Origin of the sequence: Amycolatopsis sp. cmx-11-51, assembly GCF_047608665.1 — a bacterium.
GTDB lineage: Bacteria > Actinomycetota > Actinomycetes > Mycobacteriales > Pseudonocardiaceae > Amycolatopsis.
This window is the reverse complement of the sequence record NZ_JADNQO010000003.1, coordinates 242,741-261,091: the sequence shown is the minus strand read 5'-3', so window position 1 is coordinate 261,091 and position 18,351 is coordinate 242,741. Positions and strand designations below refer to the sequence as shown.

At 66.6% G+C, this 18,351-nt stretch carries 18 protein-coding genes; 9 read left to right on the top strand and 9 right to left on the bottom strand.

From position 1 onward, the window contains the following. Positions 1–13 precede the first annotated feature (13 nt). Positions 14–235, bottom strand: a complete 222-nt coding sequence (locus ACM6LU_RS14670; protein WP_414938209.1) for a DUF6480 family protein — start codon at positions 233–235, stop codon at positions 14–16. 62 nt (positions 236–297) lie between these two features. Beyond that, positions 298–1,344, bottom strand: coding sequence for a fatty acid desaturase family protein (locus ACM6LU_RS14665; RefSeq protein WP_414938208.1), 1,047 nt, complete (start codon positions 1,342–1,344; stop codon positions 298–300). Positions 1,345–1,990: 646 nt separating this feature from the next. Here ACM6LU_RS14665 and ACM6LU_RS14660 point away from each other — a divergent pair. The 3 genes from ACM6LU_RS14660 (at position 1,991) to ACM6LU_RS14650 (ending at position 3,550) form a co-directional block, all read left to right on the top strand. Continuing rightward, positions 1,991–2,350 carry an STAS domain-containing protein gene (locus ACM6LU_RS14660; protein ID WP_414938207.1) on the top strand — a complete coding sequence of 120 codons (360 nt, stop codon included), beginning with the start codon at positions 1,991–1,993 and terminating at the stop codon, positions 2,348–2,350. Between the two features lie 192 nt (positions 2,351–2,542). After that, entirely contained in the window at positions 2,543–2,968 is a 426-nt protein-coding gene (locus tag ACM6LU_RS14655) for a DUF4383 domain-containing protein (protein WP_414938206.1), read from the top strand. Between the two features lie 276 nt (positions 2,969–3,244). Continuing rightward, positions 3,245–3,550: a DUF3040 domain-containing protein gene (locus ACM6LU_RS14650; RefSeq protein WP_414938205.1), complete on the top strand. Its 306-nt coding sequence runs from the start codon at positions 3,245–3,247 to the stop codon at positions 3,548–3,550. On the opposite strand, the gene ACM6LU_RS14645 is transcribed toward ACM6LU_RS14650, so the two are convergent. Genes ACM6LU_RS14645 through ACM6LU_RS14625 form a run of 5 tightly spaced genes read right to left on the bottom strand, consistent with a single transcriptional unit; the run spans position 3,542 to position 8,788 of the window. Next, positions 3,542–4,948: a UDP-glucose dehydrogenase family protein gene (locus ACM6LU_RS14645; RefSeq protein WP_414938204.1), complete on the bottom strand. Its 1,407-nt coding sequence runs from the start codon at positions 4,946–4,948 to the stop codon at positions 3,542–3,544. The two genes, ACM6LU_RS14650 and ACM6LU_RS14645, sit on opposite strands and share 9 nt — an antisense overlap. Before the next feature lie 9 nt (positions 4,949–4,957). Further along, positions 4,958–5,830, bottom strand: coding sequence for a glycosyltransferase family 2 protein (locus tag ACM6LU_RS14640; protein ID WP_414938203.1), 873 nt, complete (start codon positions 5,828–5,830; stop codon positions 4,958–4,960). Next, on the bottom strand, positions 5,827–6,852 hold the full coding sequence (locus tag ACM6LU_RS14635; RefSeq protein WP_414938202.1) for a glycosyltransferase: 1,026 nt from the start codon (positions 6,850–6,852) through the stop codon (positions 5,827–5,829). Before ACM6LU_RS14635 ends, ACM6LU_RS14640 begins: the two co-directional genes overlap by 4 nt. Continuing rightward, a complete protein-coding gene (locus ACM6LU_RS14630; RefSeq protein WP_414938201.1) occupies positions 6,849–7,940 on the bottom strand; it encodes a glycosyltransferase in 1,092 nt (363 codons plus the stop codon). The genes ACM6LU_RS14635 and ACM6LU_RS14630 overlap by 4 nt, the downstream gene beginning before the upstream one ends. Positions 7,941–7,957: 17 nt before the next feature. Next, a complete protein-coding gene (locus ACM6LU_RS14625) occupies positions 7,958–8,788 on the bottom strand; it encodes a WcbI family polysaccharide biosynthesis putative acetyltransferase (RefSeq protein WP_414938573.1) in 831 nt (276 codons plus the stop codon). A 183-nt stretch (positions 8,789–8,971) separates the two neighbouring features. Between ACM6LU_RS14625 and ACM6LU_RS14620 the strand changes: the two genes are divergently transcribed. Genes ACM6LU_RS14620 through ACM6LU_RS14610 form a run of 3 tightly spaced genes read left to right on the top strand, consistent with a single transcriptional unit; the run spans position 8,972 to position 12,320 of the window. Continuing rightward, complete coding sequence (locus tag ACM6LU_RS14620; RefSeq protein WP_414938200.1) at positions 8,972–10,033, top strand: glycosyltransferase; 1,062 nt, start codon at positions 8,972–8,974, stop codon at positions 10,031–10,033. Then, on the top strand, positions 10,030–11,031 hold the full coding sequence (locus tag ACM6LU_RS14615) for a hypothetical protein (protein ID WP_414938199.1): 1,002 nt from the start codon (positions 10,030–10,032) through the stop codon (positions 11,029–11,031). Before ACM6LU_RS14620 ends, ACM6LU_RS14615 begins: the two co-directional genes overlap by 4 nt. Next, complete coding sequence (locus ACM6LU_RS14610; protein WP_414938198.1) at positions 11,025–12,320, top strand: glycosyltransferase family 2 protein; 1,296 nt, start codon at positions 11,025–11,027, stop codon at positions 12,318–12,320. Before ACM6LU_RS14615 ends, ACM6LU_RS14610 begins: the two co-directional genes overlap by 7 nt. A 932-nt stretch (positions 12,321–13,252) precedes the next feature. On the opposite strand, the gene ACM6LU_RS14605 is transcribed toward ACM6LU_RS14610, so the two are convergent. Next, positions 13,253–13,969 (bottom strand): GAF and ANTAR domain-containing protein, encoded by a 717-nt coding sequence (locus tag ACM6LU_RS14605; RefSeq protein ID WP_414938197.1) that lies wholly within the window; start codon positions 13,967–13,969, stop codon positions 13,253–13,255. Between the two features lie 788 nt (positions 13,970–14,757). Beyond that, positions 14,758–15,639, bottom strand: coding sequence for a UbiA family prenyltransferase (locus tag ACM6LU_RS14600; RefSeq protein ID WP_414938196.1), 882 nt, complete (start codon positions 15,637–15,639; stop codon positions 14,758–14,760). 36 nt (positions 15,640–15,675) lie between these two features. On the opposite strand from ACM6LU_RS14600, the gene ACM6LU_RS14595 reads away from it, so the two are divergent. Genes ACM6LU_RS14595 through ACM6LU_RS14585 form a run of 3 tightly spaced genes read left to right on the top strand, consistent with a single transcriptional unit; the run spans position 15,676 to position 18,285 of the window. Continuing rightward, complete coding sequence (locus tag ACM6LU_RS14595) at positions 15,676–16,734, top strand: type III polyketide synthase (RefSeq protein ID WP_414938195.1); 1,059 nt, start codon at positions 15,676–15,678, stop codon at positions 16,732–16,734. After that, complete coding sequence (locus ACM6LU_RS14590; RefSeq protein ID WP_414938194.1) at positions 16,728–17,249, top strand: isoprenylcysteine carboxyl methyltransferase family protein; 522 nt, start codon at positions 16,728–16,730, stop codon at positions 17,247–17,249. Before ACM6LU_RS14595 ends, ACM6LU_RS14590 begins: the two co-directional genes overlap by 7 nt. Beyond that, positions 17,242–18,285 carry an NAD(P)/FAD-dependent oxidoreductase gene (locus ACM6LU_RS14585; protein WP_414938193.1) on the top strand — a complete coding sequence of 348 codons (1,044 nt, stop codon included), beginning with the start codon at positions 17,242–17,244 and terminating at the stop codon, positions 18,283–18,285. The genes ACM6LU_RS14590 and ACM6LU_RS14585 overlap by 8 nt, the downstream gene beginning before the upstream one ends. The last annotated feature ends 66 nt before the right edge of the window (positions 18,286–18,351 follow it).

The following is an 18,351-nucleotide window of genomic DNA, read 5'->3' as shown; positions in this document are numbered from 1 at the left end:
CGACCAATAGTGGTCAGAACAGGTCGAGCGCCCGCACGATGAAGAAGCCGGCCACTCCCAGGACGAGGACCCCGATCACGACGATCGTGATGATCGACGGCAGCCGCGAGGGAATCGGTTGGGGGTGCGACAAACCCGACGTCTGACCCGCGTCCGGCGGGGTGTCCCCGGGTGTTACGGACCCACCTGGTTCCAAGCCGGGGACGTCCTTGGGTTCTGGTCCTGGTGTTGTCATGTCTCCTCCATGCGGAAAGGGTGGGTCTCAACTGACACCGCGCACCAAGGTCGCCGTCTTCGTCACTTTGCCGTGCGAAAAGGTGCGCTGACATCGCGTAGGTGCCGCAGGACGTGACCGTAGGTCGTCAGTAATCCGCACTGGGCGTAGTCGATCTCGTGTGCGACACAGAACTCGCGCACCAGTGGTTGCGCGCGGCGCAAGTTGCCCCGCGGCATGCTGGGGAACAGATGGTGCTCGATCTGGTAGTTCAGGCCGCCGAGTGCGAAGTCGACCCACGGGCCCCCGCGAACGTTGCGGCTGGTGAGGACCTGCTTGCGCAGGAAGTCCAGTTTGGTCTTGTCGGTGTAGGTCGGCATACCTTTGTGGCCGGGCGCGAACGAGCAACCCATATAGACACCCCACAACCCCTGATGCACGGCGATGAACGCGATCGCCACCGGCGGGGACATCACCAGGAATATCGCGCCGAGATAGCCACCGATGTGCGCGATCAGCAACACCGCTTCCAGGCGACGGGCTTTGACCTCGCCGCGCCACACGGCTCGGATGCCTGCCCAGTGCAGGCTGATGCCTTCCAGCAACAGGAGCGGGAAGAAGAGGCCGGCCTGATGCTTCGTGGTCCAGTGCACGAATCCGCTCTTGTCGCCCAGTTGCGCACGGGTGAAGGCGAGCAGAGGAATTTCGATATCGGGATCGTCGCCTTCGTGATTGGGGCTCGCGTGGTGCCGGGTGTGCTTACCCATCCACCAGCCGTAACTCATGCCGACGATCGCGGCGAAGCCGTATCCGAGCCGGTCGTTGGCCCGTCCGGTCCGAAGAATCTGGTTGTGCCCCGCGTCATGGCCGAGGAACGCGACCTGAGCGAACAGCACCGCGAAGAACGCCGCCATCGCGAGTTGCCACCAAGAGTCACCCAGTACTACGAACGCCACACAACCGCCGACCAGCGCGAGTGCGGTGAGACTGATCTTCGCCGCGTAGTAGCCGTAGCGGCGGTCGAGCAGACCTTGGCGCCGTACCAAACCCGCGAGGTCCCGAAAATCGTTACGAACCCCCGCACGAGAATCTGCTTCGGCGCTCGGCGGCGTCATTGACGATAGGGCCATGGACGTCCTTCCCCTTATCCTGCGGCGCCGGGGCTGGGGCGACCTGCCGTACCACCCCGGAGTTCCCTCACCGGACGTGAGCTAAACGAGTCGCGAAGTGCGCTCGGGCACTCTGAGCCCTCATCGCTGCACGGTCGTTCAACTCTGCCGAGCCGAGGGATGCGGCGAGTGACGGGAAGGTGCCCCAACTCGGTCACCTTGCCGAACATGCTTCGTCATCGCTTTCCTCCTGCCTCCTGAACGGGCCGTAAGACCGGATACCCGGCAACGATCAAGGCGAAACGATGCGAAACCGATTCAAAATGTGAAACTCCCTGCTCGGAGGGGCTGCGGAAACGTCCCGGTTGACGTACGGTCGAGAAGCGCGGGGTTCAACCTCAGCTTCGTGCGTCCGACGACCTGTCCGCCGCCGCATCAGCCGAATCGGTGTCGAGTGCGGCCCAACGACGCGCTCCCGCGAGTATTTCGTATAGCTCGCTTGTAGGCCCGTGTCGTCCCGCTTCCCGGGGAGACCACTCTTATGCCTTCCTCGTCCCAGCCATCCCTTGAGTTCGAAGACCGGCCAGCCACCCGCCTTCTCTCGGCAGCGAACACCGGCGATCGCCTCGGCTTCTACGCGCAGCCCACCCCTTCCCCACCGGCACGGGTGACCAACCACGTTCACACCGCCGACCTGGTCATCCTCAGCGTGACCGGCGAACTGGACACGGCCACCGCCCCACTTCTGCGGCGGAATCTGCATCAACCCTTGCCTGTCTGCACCTTGATCGATCTGTCTCGCGTGACGTTCCTGGGCGTGGCGGGGCTCCGGGTGCTGGAAGCAGCCGCGGCCCAGGCCCAGTCCGAACGCCGCCGGATCGGCCTGGTCACCGCCTCCCCCGGTGTCTTGCGGATCCTGCGACTGTTCGCCGTCGACGTGCGGGCGCCGGTCTACCCGCGACTGTCCGACGCGATGCGGGAGGTGGCACTGGGGCAACCCGCACGCGATCCAGGCCCGCTTTCCTGATCAGGTTGCGCGACGTGTGAAGCCATGTCCCGCGGGGTATCCGCGCTGCATCGATCCAAGAGCGATGCAGCTTCTGTTCGGAGTGAGTGTTCATGTGGTGACTACGATCACCGAAATCCATGGCGCGACAGAACTGCCTCACTCGGATATTCAGCACCAAAGAATGAACCTTGACGAAAGGGAGGTACTCCGATGAGCAAACCGGCGACACTGTCTTCTCTCCGTCTGGCGGTGCTGATCCTCGCGCTCGTGCATCTCACTGTCGGTGTGCTCGGTTTCTTCTTCATGCCTGAGAACAACCCGACCGGAGAGAACACGGTCTGGATCTTCAGCGCCACCGGGATGCTGGACCTCCTCCGTACCGCCACCGGGGTGGTCGGGCTCGTCGCGGTGTTCAGACCGGCTTTGATGCCCATTTACGGCTGGTTCGTCTTTGTGGCTTTCGCCGGGCTCACTTGCTTCGGAATCCTCTCCGCGGCCACGACATCGGCCGGAGACGAGGTCAACCTCAACTGGGCGGATAACATCCTTCACGCGCTGACCGCGCTAGTAGCGCTCGTCGTGGCGATCTTGGGGGTCCGGCAGCCGCGCCAGACCTCGGATGCGGTGCCCGAGTAGCCGATACGACAGGCACTCTGCCGGCGAGGGCCGTCGATTCTCGCTCGACACGGAAAGCCCTTTCGCTCCGGTGTGGAGGTCTCACCTTGCCCACCACCGCACGACTTTTCCCCACCCGAGTTCCGCGATCTCTTGCCACGGCGGTCGTCGTGCCGCACGGTGGCGGCGGCCTTCCTGCGGCGCGTTGGCCCAGGTCCTGGCCGGCGCGTCATCCGCGACCTCATGAACGTCCGGGGATCGATGGCTGCCCTGCCGCATTCACCCAGGAGGTGCCGGATGTCCTCACCTGACGAAGAACGCGACGCACTACGCCGGATCGAAAAGGGACTGAAGGCCGACGACCGCGCTTTCGCGGCCAAAATGAGCAGACGGAACGGAATGGACGATCCGCGGATTCGGATATTTTTGCTGTTCCTTTCCGATGCGACAGCGGTTCTCATGGTTTTGACAGGCGTACTGGCAGGGAGTCCGCTGTTGTTCTTCGTCGGCTTCGTCGCCACGTGCGGCCTCGTGTGGACGCATCGGTTCCTTCGCGACAAGTCCCGCGATAGCCATCACGTCAACGATCCTTTGTCACAGTAACGCTTCGCGCAAAGCGTGTGAGCCGACTGGTGCCGAGTCGAGCAGTATCGACGCGGTCGAGGTTGTCGTCGGCACGGCGTGCGGGGGCCGCCCCAGACCTGTCCAGCTGAAACCCGCTTGGCCGAGGGAAACGGGGTCGAGCAGGTTGCGGGTGTCGACAACAGAGGGAGCGCGGACCACGGCGGCGAGGCGTGGCCAGTCCAGTTCCCGGAACTCCGGCCATTCCGTGAGAACGACGATCGCGTCGGCCCCGCGCGCCGCGTCGTAGGCGTTGTCCGTCACGGCGAACGGAAGATCGGCGACCCGCTCGTCGCCGGGATTCACGGCGGGATCGAAAGCCACCAGTTCGGCGCCGGCTTCACGCAGCAGGGCGGCCACGGCCAGCGCGGGTGAATCGCGCAGGTCGTTGGTTCCGGCCTTGAAGGTCAACCCCAGCAGCGCCAGCCGCACCTGACTCAGCGAGCCGAGGCGGGTTCCCGTGACGACGTCGCGGATTTTGTCCACCACCCGCTTGTGCTGGCGGATGTTGGTGTCGATGGCGGCGCGGACCAGACGGAACTCGAAATCCATGGAGTCCGCGAGTTGGAGCAGTGCCGAAGTGTCCTTCGGCAGGCAGGAGCCTCCCCAGCCCGGGCCCGGTGCCAGGAACTCCTGGCCGATTCGCCGGTCGTATCCCATACCTTCGGCGACGTCGACGACGTCGGCGCCGGCTCGGTCGCATAATTCGGCGATGGCATTGGCGTAGGACAGTTTCACGGCCAGGAAACAGTTGGCGGCATACTTGATCAGCTCGGCGGAAGCGGCGTCTGTCAGCACCGTCGGAGCACCCAGTGGCGCATAGAGAGCCGCGACCCTTCCGGCCGCTTCCCGGCAAGCCGAGCCGACCACGATCCGATCCGGGTGGAGAAAGTCCCGTACGGCGGTGCCTTCACGGAGGAACTCCGGATTGGACACCACGGCCACATCGTCGCGGCGCAGAATCCGCGTCAGCTGTGTCGCGGTGCCGACCGGCACGGTGGATTTGGTCACCACCGTGCAGTCCGGCGAAAGCACGCCGCTGATCTGCTTCACCACCGACTCGAGGATGCTGAGATCGGCGAGGCCACCCGCGCCCATGGGCGTCGGTACGCAAAGAAAAACCATCTCCGCCCGCTTCAGGAAGTGGGCGAACGCGGACTCGGTGGTGCTCACACATTTCAGGCGACCGTTCGCGGTACCCGCGGTGACCAGATCGGCCAGCCCAGGCTCGAGGATGTCGATCCGGCCGTCGGTCAACCGGTCGATCTTGCCCTGATCGGTGTCAGCGCACACCACCGTGTGGCCCAGTGATGCCAGACACGCGCCCGTGGTGAGCCCGACGTATCCGGTTCCGATGACGACGACGCGTGGTGAGGACATCTTGATCCTTTACGTGAAGTTGTGGAGTGCGAGTCGGTGCTCGAATCCGGGAAGTAGGCGGAGGACGTCCTGTCCGGGGTCGAAGCGAACGACCCCGGCACGGTCCAGCTCGATCAGCCAGCCGGTCATCGGCCAGCACCCGTGGCGCCGGTGGAACAGGTGGGCGTTCGTCACCAGTTCACGAACGTGCCGCGGCTCGTGTCTGCTGGGCGGGTGGTACTGGTGGAAGGCCGTGGCCCCACCGACCCAGGCCAGCCGGGCGCCGCGGCCGGCGGCTCGCAGGGCGAAATCGGTGTCTTCGGCGCCATACCCGGCGAACTCCTCGCAGAAACCGCCGAAACGACGCCAATCTTCCCGCGAAGTCGCGAAGGACAACGACCAGAAGAGTTCGAACCGGTCGTCCTCCAAGGTGATCTCGCCCGGCGGAGGCGCCGGCCTGCCCGGATGCGGCTCGGCCAGCCTGGCGAGCTCCCCCGCCGCGGGATATCCCCGAGGCGGCGGAGGCGGCAGGTAGGCCACCGGGCCGCAGAGCACCGTGTGCGGAGGTACCCGTCGAGCCGCGGCTTGGTAGCGCGCGAGCGAACCAGGGCCCAGGATGCAGTCGACGTCCAAGAACACCAGCAGTTCGATGTCGTGTTCGAGTGCCACCCGCGCCCCGGCGTTGCGAGCGGCGGCCAACGGAAGGCCCCGGTCTCCCGCCACCACGTGGGCCGACACGACCGGCGATGAGCCAGGGGCGCCCCGCAGATCCGGGGGCCCCGCCATGCCGACCACGACATGCAGGTCGGCCTCTTCTTCGGCCAGCGCCTCCCGCTGCCGCCGCAAATGGGCGTCGCGGCCGGCCGTGATGGTGACGACAGCGGTTCGCGGGCGGGCAGTCATCTCTCACCTGCCACTTCCCGCAGCATGGCCGCGGCCTGTGTCGCGCCGTTCCCACTCGACCATTTCCGCCAGTCGCCACCTCGGGCTTGTGCGCGGGCCAGGAGCGCGGACCAGCGGCGGGGCTCGGGCCAGGAAGGGACGACCACACCCAGCCGGGCGCGGATGAGCGCGGCGGCGGTGGCCTGCTGCTCACCGAAAGGTCGGGGCTGCGGGATGACGACCGCGGCACGCCTCGCCGCCGCCACTTCGGCCAGAGCGTTCTGCCCGGCGTGAGTGATCACGACGCCGGCGTCGCCCAGCAGCGGCCAGGGGTCGGCCACCCAGCCTTGGTGCCGTAGATTCGGCGCCCGGAAATCCGGGGTCTCACCCGGGCGGCTCGGACCGGCGACGTCCCACCGCCAGTCCGGGGTGGCCGCCGCGGCCGCTCGCAACTGGGCCGAAGACACCGCGAGTCCGCCCGTGCCCCACAGCACCAGGACATTCCGGTCCGCGGCGACCGGTGTCACCGGACGTCGGTCGAACCGCGAAAGCGCGCCGACGTGAACGGTTTTGTCGAGCCATGGTTGCGGCCAGTCCGGGGCGGGTCGCCGCGGCCACGGCGCGATGATCACTTCGGCGAGGTCGTAGGCGGTCCGGTGGGCCCGGTCGGTACGACGGCCCGGTTGTGCCACGACCGCTACTGGTACGCCGTGCAGGCGGGCCAGTAGCGCCACTTCGACCGACACATCGCTGACCAGGAGCCGGACGTCTTCGTCGCGCAACACCGAACTGATCAGTGCCATGCGATCACGCAGGCCTTCGTGATGCCGGGGCGCCCAGTGCAAGGTGGACCCCGCGGTCACCTCGTCGTGTCGCCGGTCGACCCCGTCCGCGTCGCCGGGCAGCACGGTCCAGTGACCAGGCCACTCGGCGGGCGCGGGAAGACTGGACAACCCGATGGCCTTCCCACCCAGGGCTTGGGCGATGGTGACAGCCCGATGGAGATGCCCGGAACCGTGGTGGTGGACGTAGAAGGCGATCATGACAGCAGTTCCCGGTACAGCTGCACGTACTCGTCCACCATTCGGTCCACCGAGCACGCCGTTTCCGCGCGCTGTCGTGCCGCCGCTCGGTCCAAAGTGGATGCGATGGCGATGGCGGTGGCCAGGCCGGTGACGTCGTCGGGGGTGGCCAGTGCGCCGCTGGAGGCGTCGAGGATTTCCGGGAGGGCTCCCCGCGCGAATCCGGCCACCGGGGTTCCGCAAGCCAGGGCTTCGGCGACCACCAGCCCGTAAGGTTCCTCCCAGCGCGGGGACACCACCGCGACACTGGCGGATCCGACGAGGTGGACGAGATCGTGATGGGCCAGATGCCCCAGGTACTCGATCTCCTTCCCCAGTAGTGGCTCGATCTGTTCGCGGAAGTAGTCGGTGTCCGGCAGCGGACCCGCCAGCCGGAGGCCGGTGCCGGCCTCGAGCGCTGCCCTGATGGCCAGTTCCGGGCCCTTCTCCGGCACGATCCGGCCGAACCACACCGGCACGCCGGATCCGGCGCCGGGCGTCCACCGGTCCAGGTCGACTCCGTTGCGCACCACCGTGATCCCGGGCACGAGCGAGGACCACTGGCGGGCGGTGTGCGCGCTGACCGCGGCGAAACTGGTATGGCGCGGAGAACGCAACCGGACCGCGGATTCCAGCCAGGGAGTCGGCGGGGTGTGCAGCGTGGTGAGCGTCGGTGTCCGCAGCGTCGAGGCCATGGCGATGGGCAGATAGTGCAGTGAGTTGTTGTGCACGAGGTCGCATCGCCCGGCGGCGCCGAGATCGAGCATCAACCCCAGATAGGCGTGGTGCTCGGCGATGAAGTAGTCGGCGGGCATGCTGACGTCCATCCGGGCCTGTGTGGAAAGAGCGGGCAGGACGGGCATCGTCTGGACCCGCAGATCGGGATCGGAATCCGTTCCCCCGAAGACGGTCACATCGTGTCCCCGCCGGCGCAAACCTGTCGCCAGTTGCCAGGTGTGCGCTTCCAGGCCACCGGCGAAAGGTTCACGGATGGGGTAGCGGGCGGACGCGACCAGGCCGATGGACAGTTTCGCGCCGTCGCGGCCGGCCGCCGGTGAGCGTGGCGCCACGCGACCGCCGCCATCGATCACAGGCCGAGCAGGGCCATCTGGTCGCGGTGCCGCGAGATACCGGCTTCGATCCACTGTGGATGTCGTTCGTACCATCGCGTGTGCTCCTTCCACAGTAGATGCTCGTCGACCGGTTCACCGGCCACCAGCCAGTCCGGCCGGGCTCGGGCCTGCAAGCCCAGCGTGGTTATCACCCGTTGGCTCAGTGGAGCGTGGATGTCGTTCAGCAGCGGCCGTCCCGGGTCTGTGGCGTCGGCGGGCAGGTCCAAGGCACCTTGCAGTCGCCACGCCAGACCGAGTAGGACGGCGTTACCCGGATGGTTCGGTGTGCGCATCGCGTCAGCCCCCGCGGACGTCAGCAGATCGGAAACGGCAACGTCTGCCGTCGAGCGCTCCCGTCGGCGCAACTCGGCCACTGACAGGGCGGCCACCGCGGTCACCGCTTCCGCGGCTGGTGCGCAGTGGACATCCACCTGGCGGCCGGCAAGCTGGGAAATCAGCCGCAGGTCGTGGTACGGCACGAGCGGAGGCACGGCCGACCGAGCGCTGGGATGCCGCACGATCGCCGTGTACGGGTGCAGCCCTCCATAACGGACGACAGGCCAGCGTACCGTCCGCGCCGACGACGGAAGCCGGGCCGACAGCTGGGTCGTCCCCACGGGAAGGCCGCGATAGTTCGTCCGCACCGGCTGAGTCAGCAGAATTTCCGTTCTCGTCAACAACGCTTCAAGTGGGTCCATGTCATTCGGGCTCAGTTCATGTATCGGTGGTACCCGCACCAGCACACACGGAAACGATTTCGACGACGCCAACATGATGCGCACCGACTCGGCCTGACAGTTCCCCATCACCAAGGCGATCGGCGCTGCCGACTTGGGGCCTTCGTAGAAGTCCCGGTAGTGCGCGAACCGGCCGTGATCCATGAGGTCCATCATGGACGAGTACCACTCGCGCCGCCGAGCGGAATTCCAGCCGGCTGAACTCACTCCCGACCGATGTTTGACCGCGGGAAAAACGGCTACTTTGCGGAGGTGCGTACTCCGCTGAACGTGGCCTCCGTGCCTGCTTGCCATTCTTATGTCCGGCACATCTCGGACAAGGCGACGGCACAGGACTTCCATGTTCTTCCCGATCCGCCGGTCCCCGGTGCCCCGGCCGGTCAGTGGTGGCCGCATCAGATGCTGCGGCCGTCTTGGTTGCGTACGCAGCACCACCGATTCGACCTGCTGCACCTGCATTTCGGGTATGAACACCGCACACCCGGAGACTTGCGAGCAATGGTGGAAGCGCTGCGTGCGCACGGAAAACCTCTGGTGCTGACCGTCCATGACCTGCGCAATCCACACCAAGCCGATCCCGGCCCGCATCGAGCAGCTCTGGACATCCTGGTGCCCTCGGCCGACGCGGTGATCACCCTGACCCAGGGCGCGGCCGCGCGAATCGCCACCACGTGGGGTCGTGAGGCGAAGGTCATCCCGCACCCGCACGTTGTCGATCCGGCGCGGATGCGTCGACGGGCCTCGCGCGGCGACAGAGAAGCGTTCGTGGTCGGCGTGCACGCGAAGAGCATGCGTGCCAACTGTGACGCCATCGCCGTCGCCGAGCAGCTCGCACGAACGGTGGCCTCATTACCCGACGCCCGGCTCTCCGTACTCGCCCACGACGACACCGGTGGCCGAAGGGCCGCCGACGAACTGCGGCGGTGCGGAGTGTCGGTCTCTCTGCGACCGCGATTCTCCGACGCCGAATTGTTCGACTATCTCGAAGGTCTCGACGTCTCCGTGCTGCCCCATCGGTTCGGCACCCATTCCGGCTGGCTGGAGGCCTGTTACGATCTGGGAACCACCGTCCTCGCCCCGGATTGCGGGTTCTACCAGGAACAAGCCCCTTGTTGGCTGTACCACCGCACCGAGACCGCTCTGGACCCGCACAGCCTGGACGCCGCGGTCCGCCGAGCCTACGCGGAACGGCCCCGATGGCGCGCGGATCCGGGGCGGCGGGAGACCGACAGGGTCGCCATCGCCCAGGCCCACCGCGCCCTCTATCGCACGGTGACCCGTCTTCCGGCACCGGCGACGGTGAGCGGCCGGTGAGATTCCAAATCTACGCGCCGGGACCGGCCGGACACGGAGTCGTCCGTCACGCACGATCGGTCACCAGCCTCTGTGAGGCCCACGGAGCGATCGGCACCGACGACGAACCGGATCTGACGCACGTCCACTTCACCGACGCGCTGTTCGGCGACACGATCGAAAAGGCCGTCGACGCGTACCGGGACTGGGCGGCATCCGCGCGCCGTCCCTTGGTGGTCACCGTGCACGACGTTCCGGACCCCTTCGGCCACACCTGGCGCGACCGGAACCGTTGCCGGGGTTACGCGGCCGTGCTGGAGGCAAGCGACGCGGTGATCGTCTCGGCCGAACACGAGGCCCGCAAAGTCACCGCGTTGACCCGGAAACCCGTGCATCACATCGACCTGCCCCTACCTCCGGAACCGGTATCGGCACCTAACGACACTCCGCTCCAACCAGCGTCGTCTCTCGTTCTGCTTGGCTACCTCTACCCGGGCAAGGGGCACCTCGAAGCCATCGACCTGGCCGCGGCGGTGGGCCAGGGCAACGCCGACGGCCCACCCGCGGTCATCGCCGCCGGAGCCGTGAGCGCGGGACACGGCGACCTGCTGGACCGAGTCCGCGAGCACGCCGTCCGGCGGCAGGTCCCGTTCCTGCTCACCGGCCATCTGAGCGACACGGAATTCACCGATCTGGCCCGCTCGGCGCGCGTACCGGTAGTACTCAATCGCAACGTCAGCGCCAGCGGTTCCCTGCTGTCCTGGTTGTCCTGCCGTCGCAGGCCGGTGACCTGGGCCGGGCGGTACAGCAGGGAGATCGACCGCCGGTATCCTGGCAATCTCCTGCTGGGCGAATCTGAGCGAGAGCTGACCCGTCACATCATCCGGGCCTTGGCCCACCCCGGAGTGACTCGATCGCCGACTCGTCCAGCGTGGTCCGACACAGGCGCGGAGCACCTCGCGGTATACCGGCGGGTGCTGGCCAACGTCGATCGTCGTCCGGTGGTGACGCCGTGCTGACCGATGTCCTGGTGCCCCGCAACCGCTGGGATCTGCTGAAACCCTACCCGCGGCCCGTGCCGACCATCACCGTCATCGTGACGCACTTCGAGCAACATCGGCACCTCACCCGCATGGCCGCGGCGCTGCGGTGCCAGACCTTACGTCCTTCGCAGGTGATCCTCGCCGACGACGGCTCGTCGACAACCCCGGCCTTCGAGATCAAAGGCGTCGATACCCTGGTGGTGAGCCAGCCGGACCAGGGTTTTCGCGCCGCGGCCATCCGGAACCACGCCGCGCGGCGCAGTACCGGTGAGGTCCTTGTCTTCCTTGACGCCGACACCGTTCCCGAACCCGGTTACCTCGCGGAGATGGTCCGACACGTCGCCCGGTGCCCCGATGTGCTGGCCACAGGACGACGGCGGCACACTTCGTTCGCGGATCTGGGAGACGGTGCCCGGCCCGAATCGACAGAGCTAGCGGAGCCCAGTTGGCTGAAGGACGCCTACACCGCCACAGCGGACCTCCTGCACGCCGACGGCCGTAGCTTCCGTTTCATGATCGGGGCGGTTTTGGCCTGCCGTCGAGAACTGTTCAACGACCTCGGAGGTTTCGACGAGCGCTTCGTGGGTTACGGCGGCGAGGACTGGGATCTCGCCTATCGGGCGTGGAACGCGGGTGCGGTCCTCGTGCACGAGCGTGACGCCGTCGCCTGGCACGACGGGCCGGACTGGGCCGGACGGGACGAGGACGGCGAAATCCTGGACCGCCAAAGCGCACGGCTGGCCGCCGTGATCCCCGAACCTTCGACGCGCGGCGCCCCGTTGCCCGGAACTATTTCCGACGTACTGGTCACGGTGCGCGCCGAAAGGACCTTCGGTCACGTGGTACGCACGGTGCACTCGCTGCTCCGGCAAACCCATCGCGACCTGAAAATCCGGCTGCCGACCCAAGACGAACGGCTGACGGAGACCTACGCGGGAGTCGTGCGCACCGACCCGTGGACCGAAGACCAGCTCAGGCGAGCGAGGGTGCGTGTCGAGGTTTACGAACCGCTGCCGGACTCGGCCATCCACAGGGCGGTGGAAGCGCTCACCGTGTCCGACCGCGGAAGGATCGACCTGATCCGGGGGGAGACACTGGCCGGCGTGGCGTGGTCGACCCGAGCAATCGGACGCGCGCGCCGCTGGTCGACCCGGCTCACCCAGAACGAGGTGCTGGAGCACGCTTTCGGGCAAGATCACCTGCTGCTCGATGCCGAGGATGATCGGACACGCACCTTGGACGGGTTCTTCGGCCAGTGGCGGTGATCCTCTCCGCATGCGCACCATCGGCACTTTGTTCCCACTGGGCGAGCTGAACCGGAGCTGTCATAACCGGGCCTGAGCCCGGTCATGATGCCTGAGATTTCGGCGCTGACTCGCACTCGCACGCTGCGGCCCGATGAGTTCCGCGGTCATCGCTCGGCTTCGCCTCGAATCGGACGATTCGGATACAGCACCGACTTCGATCGCCACGGAACTCCAGTACTTCACGATGAAGATCTCATCACCGCGTTGCGGCGACGGCTGGAAAGTCGGACAGCCGGTCTTCGCATCCTTTCTTTGTCGGCTGTGATGCCACCCCGCCAGCGCGATCACATCGGCGGGTCGTGCAGGCCTTCTTCCCCGCTCTCAGGGCCAGTGTCCCGGCAGAGTCGCAGAGCTGCTGGTCTGCGCTGCTGGTGGTAATCCGGGCTTGACATCGCTACTGCTTGCAAGGGCCGAGGGGACATGTCCCCGAATTTCTGTTAAGCAAGCTCCGCACCCGGTACGACCCCGCGACGATAAAGGATTTTTCGAGACCCGGACTCTCAAAGTAGGGAAGGAGGTCCTTCACTACCAGGAGAACGCGTTCGGTTGATCACATCACCGCTGTCGTTTTTTGAGGGGTAGGGCGAAGTCGGTCGAGACCGTGCTCCACGCGGCACGACACACCGCAGGAATGATGCCCCCAATGCGGCATCGAGGACAGCCCCCTCAGACACGCCACCTTCGTCCCGCCCCTCGAATAACCCTCTTCAGGACGGGCGGCACGAAAATGAACGCATGAAAGGTAAACCTGGACAGTGCCAAGGATCGGGCATTTCCGTTGACATCGTCTCCCGGCCCAGAGAACACCGGATTCGATTCACAAGTCCCCTGCCAGGGCACGTTACTCGCAGGAAATGACAGCCAGCAGCTTCGGCCGGCGACCAAGTCGGTCAGCTTTTGCTCCCGCGTGGCGACAATTCCCGATGGTGTTCGACGAACCATTCAGCGACCTGGTGCAGTTTTATATTGGTCGCCTGGGAGGACTCGATGAGTAGCCGGAAGGCTTCGACAGCGTCGATGCCGTGACGTTGCATCAAAATTCCCTTGGCCATGCCGATGACATCGCGATGTCCGAGCGCGATATTCAACCGCGCTTCGGTCTGCGCCCCGATAAGGGCGATCGCCGCGTGAGAGGCGAATATGCGACCAGCCTGTTCGGTCTGGTCGCTGAACGCTTCAACGCTGCGGGAATAGAGGTTGAGCGAGCCCAGGGTGTTCTCGCTGACGAACAGCCGGTAAGCCAGCATCGAGCGCATCCCGGTCGCGGCGGCCGCGGGGGTGAACTTCGGCCAGCGGGCCTCGGCGGCAAGGTCACCGGTACGGAAGACCTGATGCTCGGCGATCGCGTTCACACATGGGCCCTGCTTGGTGCGATACTGCACTTCGTCGATCGTGACCACCACTTCGTCCGTGGGCGCGACGGTGCGGATCCGACCATGCTCGACCAGGGAAATCCCGGCGTAATCGGCGCCGGCCACGTGGTCAACGGCGGCCTTCACGATGGCCGCGATGGTGGTGTCGACGTTGGGCTCGGCTTGCAGGCTGCGCGCGACGCTTCCCAGTACGGCACTGAGGCCTTCACCTGCAGAACTGTCAATGCTGGACATCTCCACCTCCTTCGTCGCCGTGGAAACGGCCTCGCTTCGCGAAGGCCTGACCGTTGCGAGTTTCATAGCGGTGTACTCCATCTGAGTACCTCACCCGACATGAACCTCAAACTCGCGCATTCGGCCGAACCCTCCCCCCTTCGCCGCACCGGGAGCTGGCCACTCCGACCCCACCTGCCATAGTCTTGCGGCTCTCTCAAGCTGGATCGAAACCGGGCCTTCGTCCCTGAATGGTCACCGTGGAGCTGACCGGCACCCGAGACAGCGGCATGCGAGGTGGAACAGGTGATCGCAGCGTTGTCACATCGCCTTGGGCATCCTCGAACCACCTTGATCACATCGTACGACCTCGGAACGACGACGAGACCCAGCCACGTCGGGGAGCAGGGTTACTTCGAGAGATCTCAGATAGATGGCGACGTGGCGGACGCCGGGGAGGTGCGAGGGTCGGCGCGCTGAGAGCGCTGCTCCGATCTGGAGAGATGTCGACGACGGCGGCCATCACGCGGCAGGCAACGGTGTACCGGCCGCGGCGTGACAGAGAAAGGCACCTCGGCGAACGGCGCCGGATCTCCATCAAAAGCACGAAATCCGCACTCCTGATCCGTGCGTATCCCCCAGTATCCGTTTGGCGTACACACAGCATCCAGCATCTCGTGCGACTCACCGAAAGAAATACCGGCTGTGCCTCAACCGACATGCACGAACCACGCCAGGACCGGTTCTCCAAAGTTCACAAGAACGCTCGATCGAACTATTTTCGGAAATCGCAGAGTGAGGCTTAGGCGCTAAAGCGTGGTCGAGATCAGCAGCATGACATCGAGGATCGCGATCACGATCGTCAACCGGAACGCCACTGGACTTCGGGGTGCGCGAATCGCGGCCATGGCGGTCGCGGCGGCCAGCGCGATCCCGGCCGCCGATACAGCCAACGCGAAGATGACTGACATGGTCGCGGGGGCGAAACCGAGGATGACCGACGCGGCGGCCAACGCGACAGCCATGACGATCACCCCCGCTCCGGGGCCGAGCCGGTGCGGAAGTCCGCGTACTCCGGTTTCCGCGTCCGACCGCAGGTCGGGCAGAACATTCGCGAAGTGCGCGCCGAATCCGAGCAGCGCCCCGACGACGGGTATCCACCAAGGGGGCCACGGCTGTCCGGGCAGCGCGACGTACGGTGCGACGGGCAGGGCTCCGAAGGCGAGCAGGTAGGTCGCGCCGGACCAGATCGTGGACTTGAGGCCGAGGTTGTAAGCCCACCCGGCCGCGACGCCGATCAGCAAGGCCGCCGCCGCGGACAATCCGAGCAGAATGGACAACACGATCGTCGCCGCCAGAGCGGTCGATGCGGCGACCGCGATCAACCCCACCGGGACGGTCCCCGCGGCGACCGGCTTGTCGGTGCGGCCGACGGCGCGGTCGCGGGCTGCGTCGATCCAGTCGTTGGACCAGCCGATCGACAACTGGCCGGTCAGCACCGCGGCACCGAGCAGCGCCACCCGGCCCACGTCGAGACCTGTGCCGGCGGCAAGCACCACGGCCACCACCGTCACCGCCAGCCCGGGAACGGGGTGGCATGCCCCGGCGAGACCTCGCAGCAACCCTCGCCGACGCGGTCTTGTCACCGTCTGGTGGGTCGCACCGTCCGGTGTGGTCGGAAAGCCGGTCATCTGCCAAGTGTAGGCGGAGGTCGTACCGTGAACGAGGTGACGACAATTTCAGCGGTCCACGGTGTGCTCCCGCCGCACCGTTATCCGCAGGCGCAACTGACCGAGTTGTTCGGGCGGCTGTGCCTGCCGGACAAGGCCGCGCGAGCGGTGGCGAACCGCTTCCACGCCAGTGCGCGGGTCGCCACCCGTCATCTGGCGCTACCCATCGAAAGCTATGACGCGATCGACGATTTCACGGCGGCGAACGACGCTTTCCTGTCGGCCGCGGTGGATCTCGGCTGCGAAGCCGCGCTCGCCGCCCTCGCCGACGCGGGACTCACACCGTCCGATGTGGACTTGGTGATGTCCACGACGGTGACCGGTATCGCGGTTCCGTCATTGGACGCGCGCATCGCCTCGCGGATCGGGATGCGCGCGAACGTCAAACGACTGCCGATCGTCGGTCTGGGCTGTCTGGCCGGGGCGGCGGGTATCGCGCGGCTGCACGACTTCCTGCGCGGCTGGCCGACGTCGGTGGCGATGCTGGTGTCGGTCGAGCTGTGCTCACTCACCGTCCAGCGCCAGGATGCCAGCGCTGCCAACATGATCGCGTCCGGACTGTTCGGCGACGGTGCAGCCGCGGTGATCGCGGTGGGTGAAGATCACGCCAAGGCGGCGGTGGGCCCCTATGTGGTGGACTCGGTCAGCCACCTGTACGAAAACACCGAACGCGCGATGGGCTGGGACATCGGGAGCACCGGATTGAAAGTCGTGCTGGGCGCGGAAGTTCCGGATCTCGTCCACGAATACCTCGCGGGAGATGTCGAGGAACTACTGTCCCCGCACGGCCTCAAGACCGGTGACATCGCCCGCTGGATCTGCCATCCAGGCGGGCCGAAGGTGATCGAAGCGATCCAGACGGAGCTGGGTCTGGACGAGGAGGACCTGGCGATGACCTGGCGTTCCCTCGACCGAATCGGGAACCTGTCGTCAGCCTCGGTCCTGCACGTGTTCGCCGATACGCTCGCCGAGCGGCCCGCGTCCGCGGGTGACTGGGGAGTGGTGATGGCGATGGGCCCGGGTTTCTGCGCTGAGCTGGTGTTGCTGCGATGGTGAGCCAGATCTGGTACACGGTCCTGGTCGGACTGGTCTCGATCGAACGAGTGGCCGAACTGGTCGTCGCGAAACGCAACCTGGCCTGGAGCCTGGCCCGGGGAGGACACGAAACCGGGTTCGGGCACTACCCCTTCATGGTGGTGCTGCACACTGGGCTCTTGGCCGGTTGCCTGCTCGAAGTGTGGCTCGCCGACCGCCCTTTCATCGCCGTACTGGGCTGGCCGATGCTGGCCATGGTGGTCGCGTCGCAAGCGCTGCGATGGTGGTGCATCCGTACCCTCGGCCGTCAGTGGAACACCCGCATCGTGGTCGTCCCGGGTCTCCCCCGCGTCACCGGCGGCCCGTATCGCTTGGTCCCGCACCCCAACTACGTCGCCGTCGTCGTCGAGGGTTTCGCCCTGCCGCTCGTCCACGGCGCGTGGCTGACCGCCACGGTGTTCACCGTGCTCAACGCCGGATTGCTGACCGTCCGGATCCGCGCGGAAAATCAAGCGCTGAAGTCGGCACATGACTGACGATCTACACGACGTGGTCGTGGTCGGTGGCGGCCCTGCCGGACTCGCCGTCGCGCTCGGGTGTGCGCGAGAAGGCCTGGACGTGGTGGTGTGCGAGAAACGTGCCGGAGTGATCGACAAGGCGTGCGGGGAAGGGTTGATGCCGGGTGCCGTGCGTGCACTGGCAGCGCTCGGGGTCGACCCGCCAGGTCATCCGATCCGCGGCATCACCTACCGGCAGGGCTCCACCATCGTGCGAGCCGCGTTCCGTGTCGGCGCCGGCAAAGGAGTGCGGCGGACCGCACTGCACAACGCCTTGCGTACGGAGGTGGACCGGCAGGGCGTGCCGATCCTCCCGATCGCGGTAGCGGAAGTGACGCAACACGACGACCACGTACGGGCCGGTGAACTGCGGGCGCGGTATCTGGTCGCGGCCGATGGGCTGCACTCGCCGCTCCGTGCTCTCACCGGTCTGGCCAAACCCGGCACCGCGAGTTCGACGGGCACGCCTCGCTGGGGACTGCGCCGCCACTACGCCCTGCCCCCTGGCACCGACACGGTCGAGGTGACCTGGGCGGCCCGGTCCGAGGCCTACGTGACGCCGGTCGGGCCGGACACGATCGGGGTCGCGGTCCTGTCCTCGGTCCGTGGCGGGTTCACTGAACAGCTCGCCGCGTTTCCCGAGCTCGCGGCGCGACTCGCCGGGGCGGAACCGGTGTCGTCGGTCCGGGGCGCGGGTCCGCTTCGGCAACGCACATCGAACCGGGTGGCAGGACGGGTCCTGCTCGTCGGGGACGCGGCCGGTTACGTCGACGCCCTCACCGGCGAAGGCCTCGCGGTCTCCCTGGCCACCGCGGCCGAACTCGTCCGCTGCCTGCGCGCGGATCGTCCCGCCGACTATGACCGCGCCTGGAAGCAGGCTTCGCGGCGGTCGCGCTGGCTGACCGAAACCTTGCTGTGGGCGCGAGGGCGGCCTGCGCTCGCGCCGTTGATCGTGCCTGCCGCCGCCAGAGCACCACGGTTGTTCGCCGCCGTCGTCGACCAGCTCGCGCACTGATGCGCGACACGAGCGATCGTTCCACTGGGCAGTGGACTGGCGAATTCCCGATCGAACAAGTCCTGA

Coding starts and splice junctions, on each gene's coding strand:
- ACM6LU_RS14625 (WP_414938573.1), bottom strand. CDS start 8,788: ATGGGGAACTGTCAGGCCGAGTCGGTGCGCATCATGTTGGCGTCGTCG.
- ACM6LU_RS14585 (WP_414938193.1), top strand. CDS start 17,242: ATGACTGACGATCTACACGACGTGGTCGTGGTCGGTGGCGGCCCTGCC.
- ACM6LU_RS14635 (WP_414938202.1), bottom strand. CDS start 6,852: ATGATCGCCTTCTACGTCCACCACCACGGTTCCGGGCATCTCCATCGG.
- ACM6LU_RS14600 (WP_414938196.1), bottom strand. CDS start 15,639: ATGACCGGCTTTCCGACCACACCGGACGGTGCGACCCACCAGACGGTG.
- ACM6LU_RS14590 (WP_414938194.1), top strand. CDS start 16,728: ATGGTGAGCCAGATCTGGTACACGGTCCTGGTCGGACTGGTCTCGATC.
- ACM6LU_RS14670 (WP_414938209.1), bottom strand. CDS start 235: ATGACAACACCAGGACCAGAACCCAAGGACGTCCCCGGCTTGGAACCA.
- ACM6LU_RS14650 (WP_414938205.1), top strand. CDS start 3,245: ATGTCCTCACCTGACGAAGAACGCGACGCACTACGCCGGATCGAAAAG.
- ACM6LU_RS14655 (WP_414938206.1), top strand. CDS start 2,543: ATGAGCAAACCGGCGACACTGTCTTCTCTCCGTCTGGCGGTGCTGATC.
- ACM6LU_RS14645 (WP_414938204.1), bottom strand. CDS start 4,948: ATGTCCTCACCACGCGTCGTCGTCATCGGAACCGGATACGTCGGGCTC.
- ACM6LU_RS14665 (WP_414938208.1), bottom strand. CDS start 1,344: ATGGCCCTATCGTCAATGACGCCGCCGAGCGCCGAAGCAGATTCTCGT.
- ACM6LU_RS14640 (WP_414938203.1), bottom strand. CDS start 5,830: ATGACTGCCCGCCCGCGAACCGCTGTCGTCACCATCACGGCCGGCCGC.
- ACM6LU_RS14605 (WP_414938197.1), bottom strand. CDS start 13,969: ATGTCCAGCATTGACAGTTCTGCAGGTGAAGGCCTCAGTGCCGTACTG.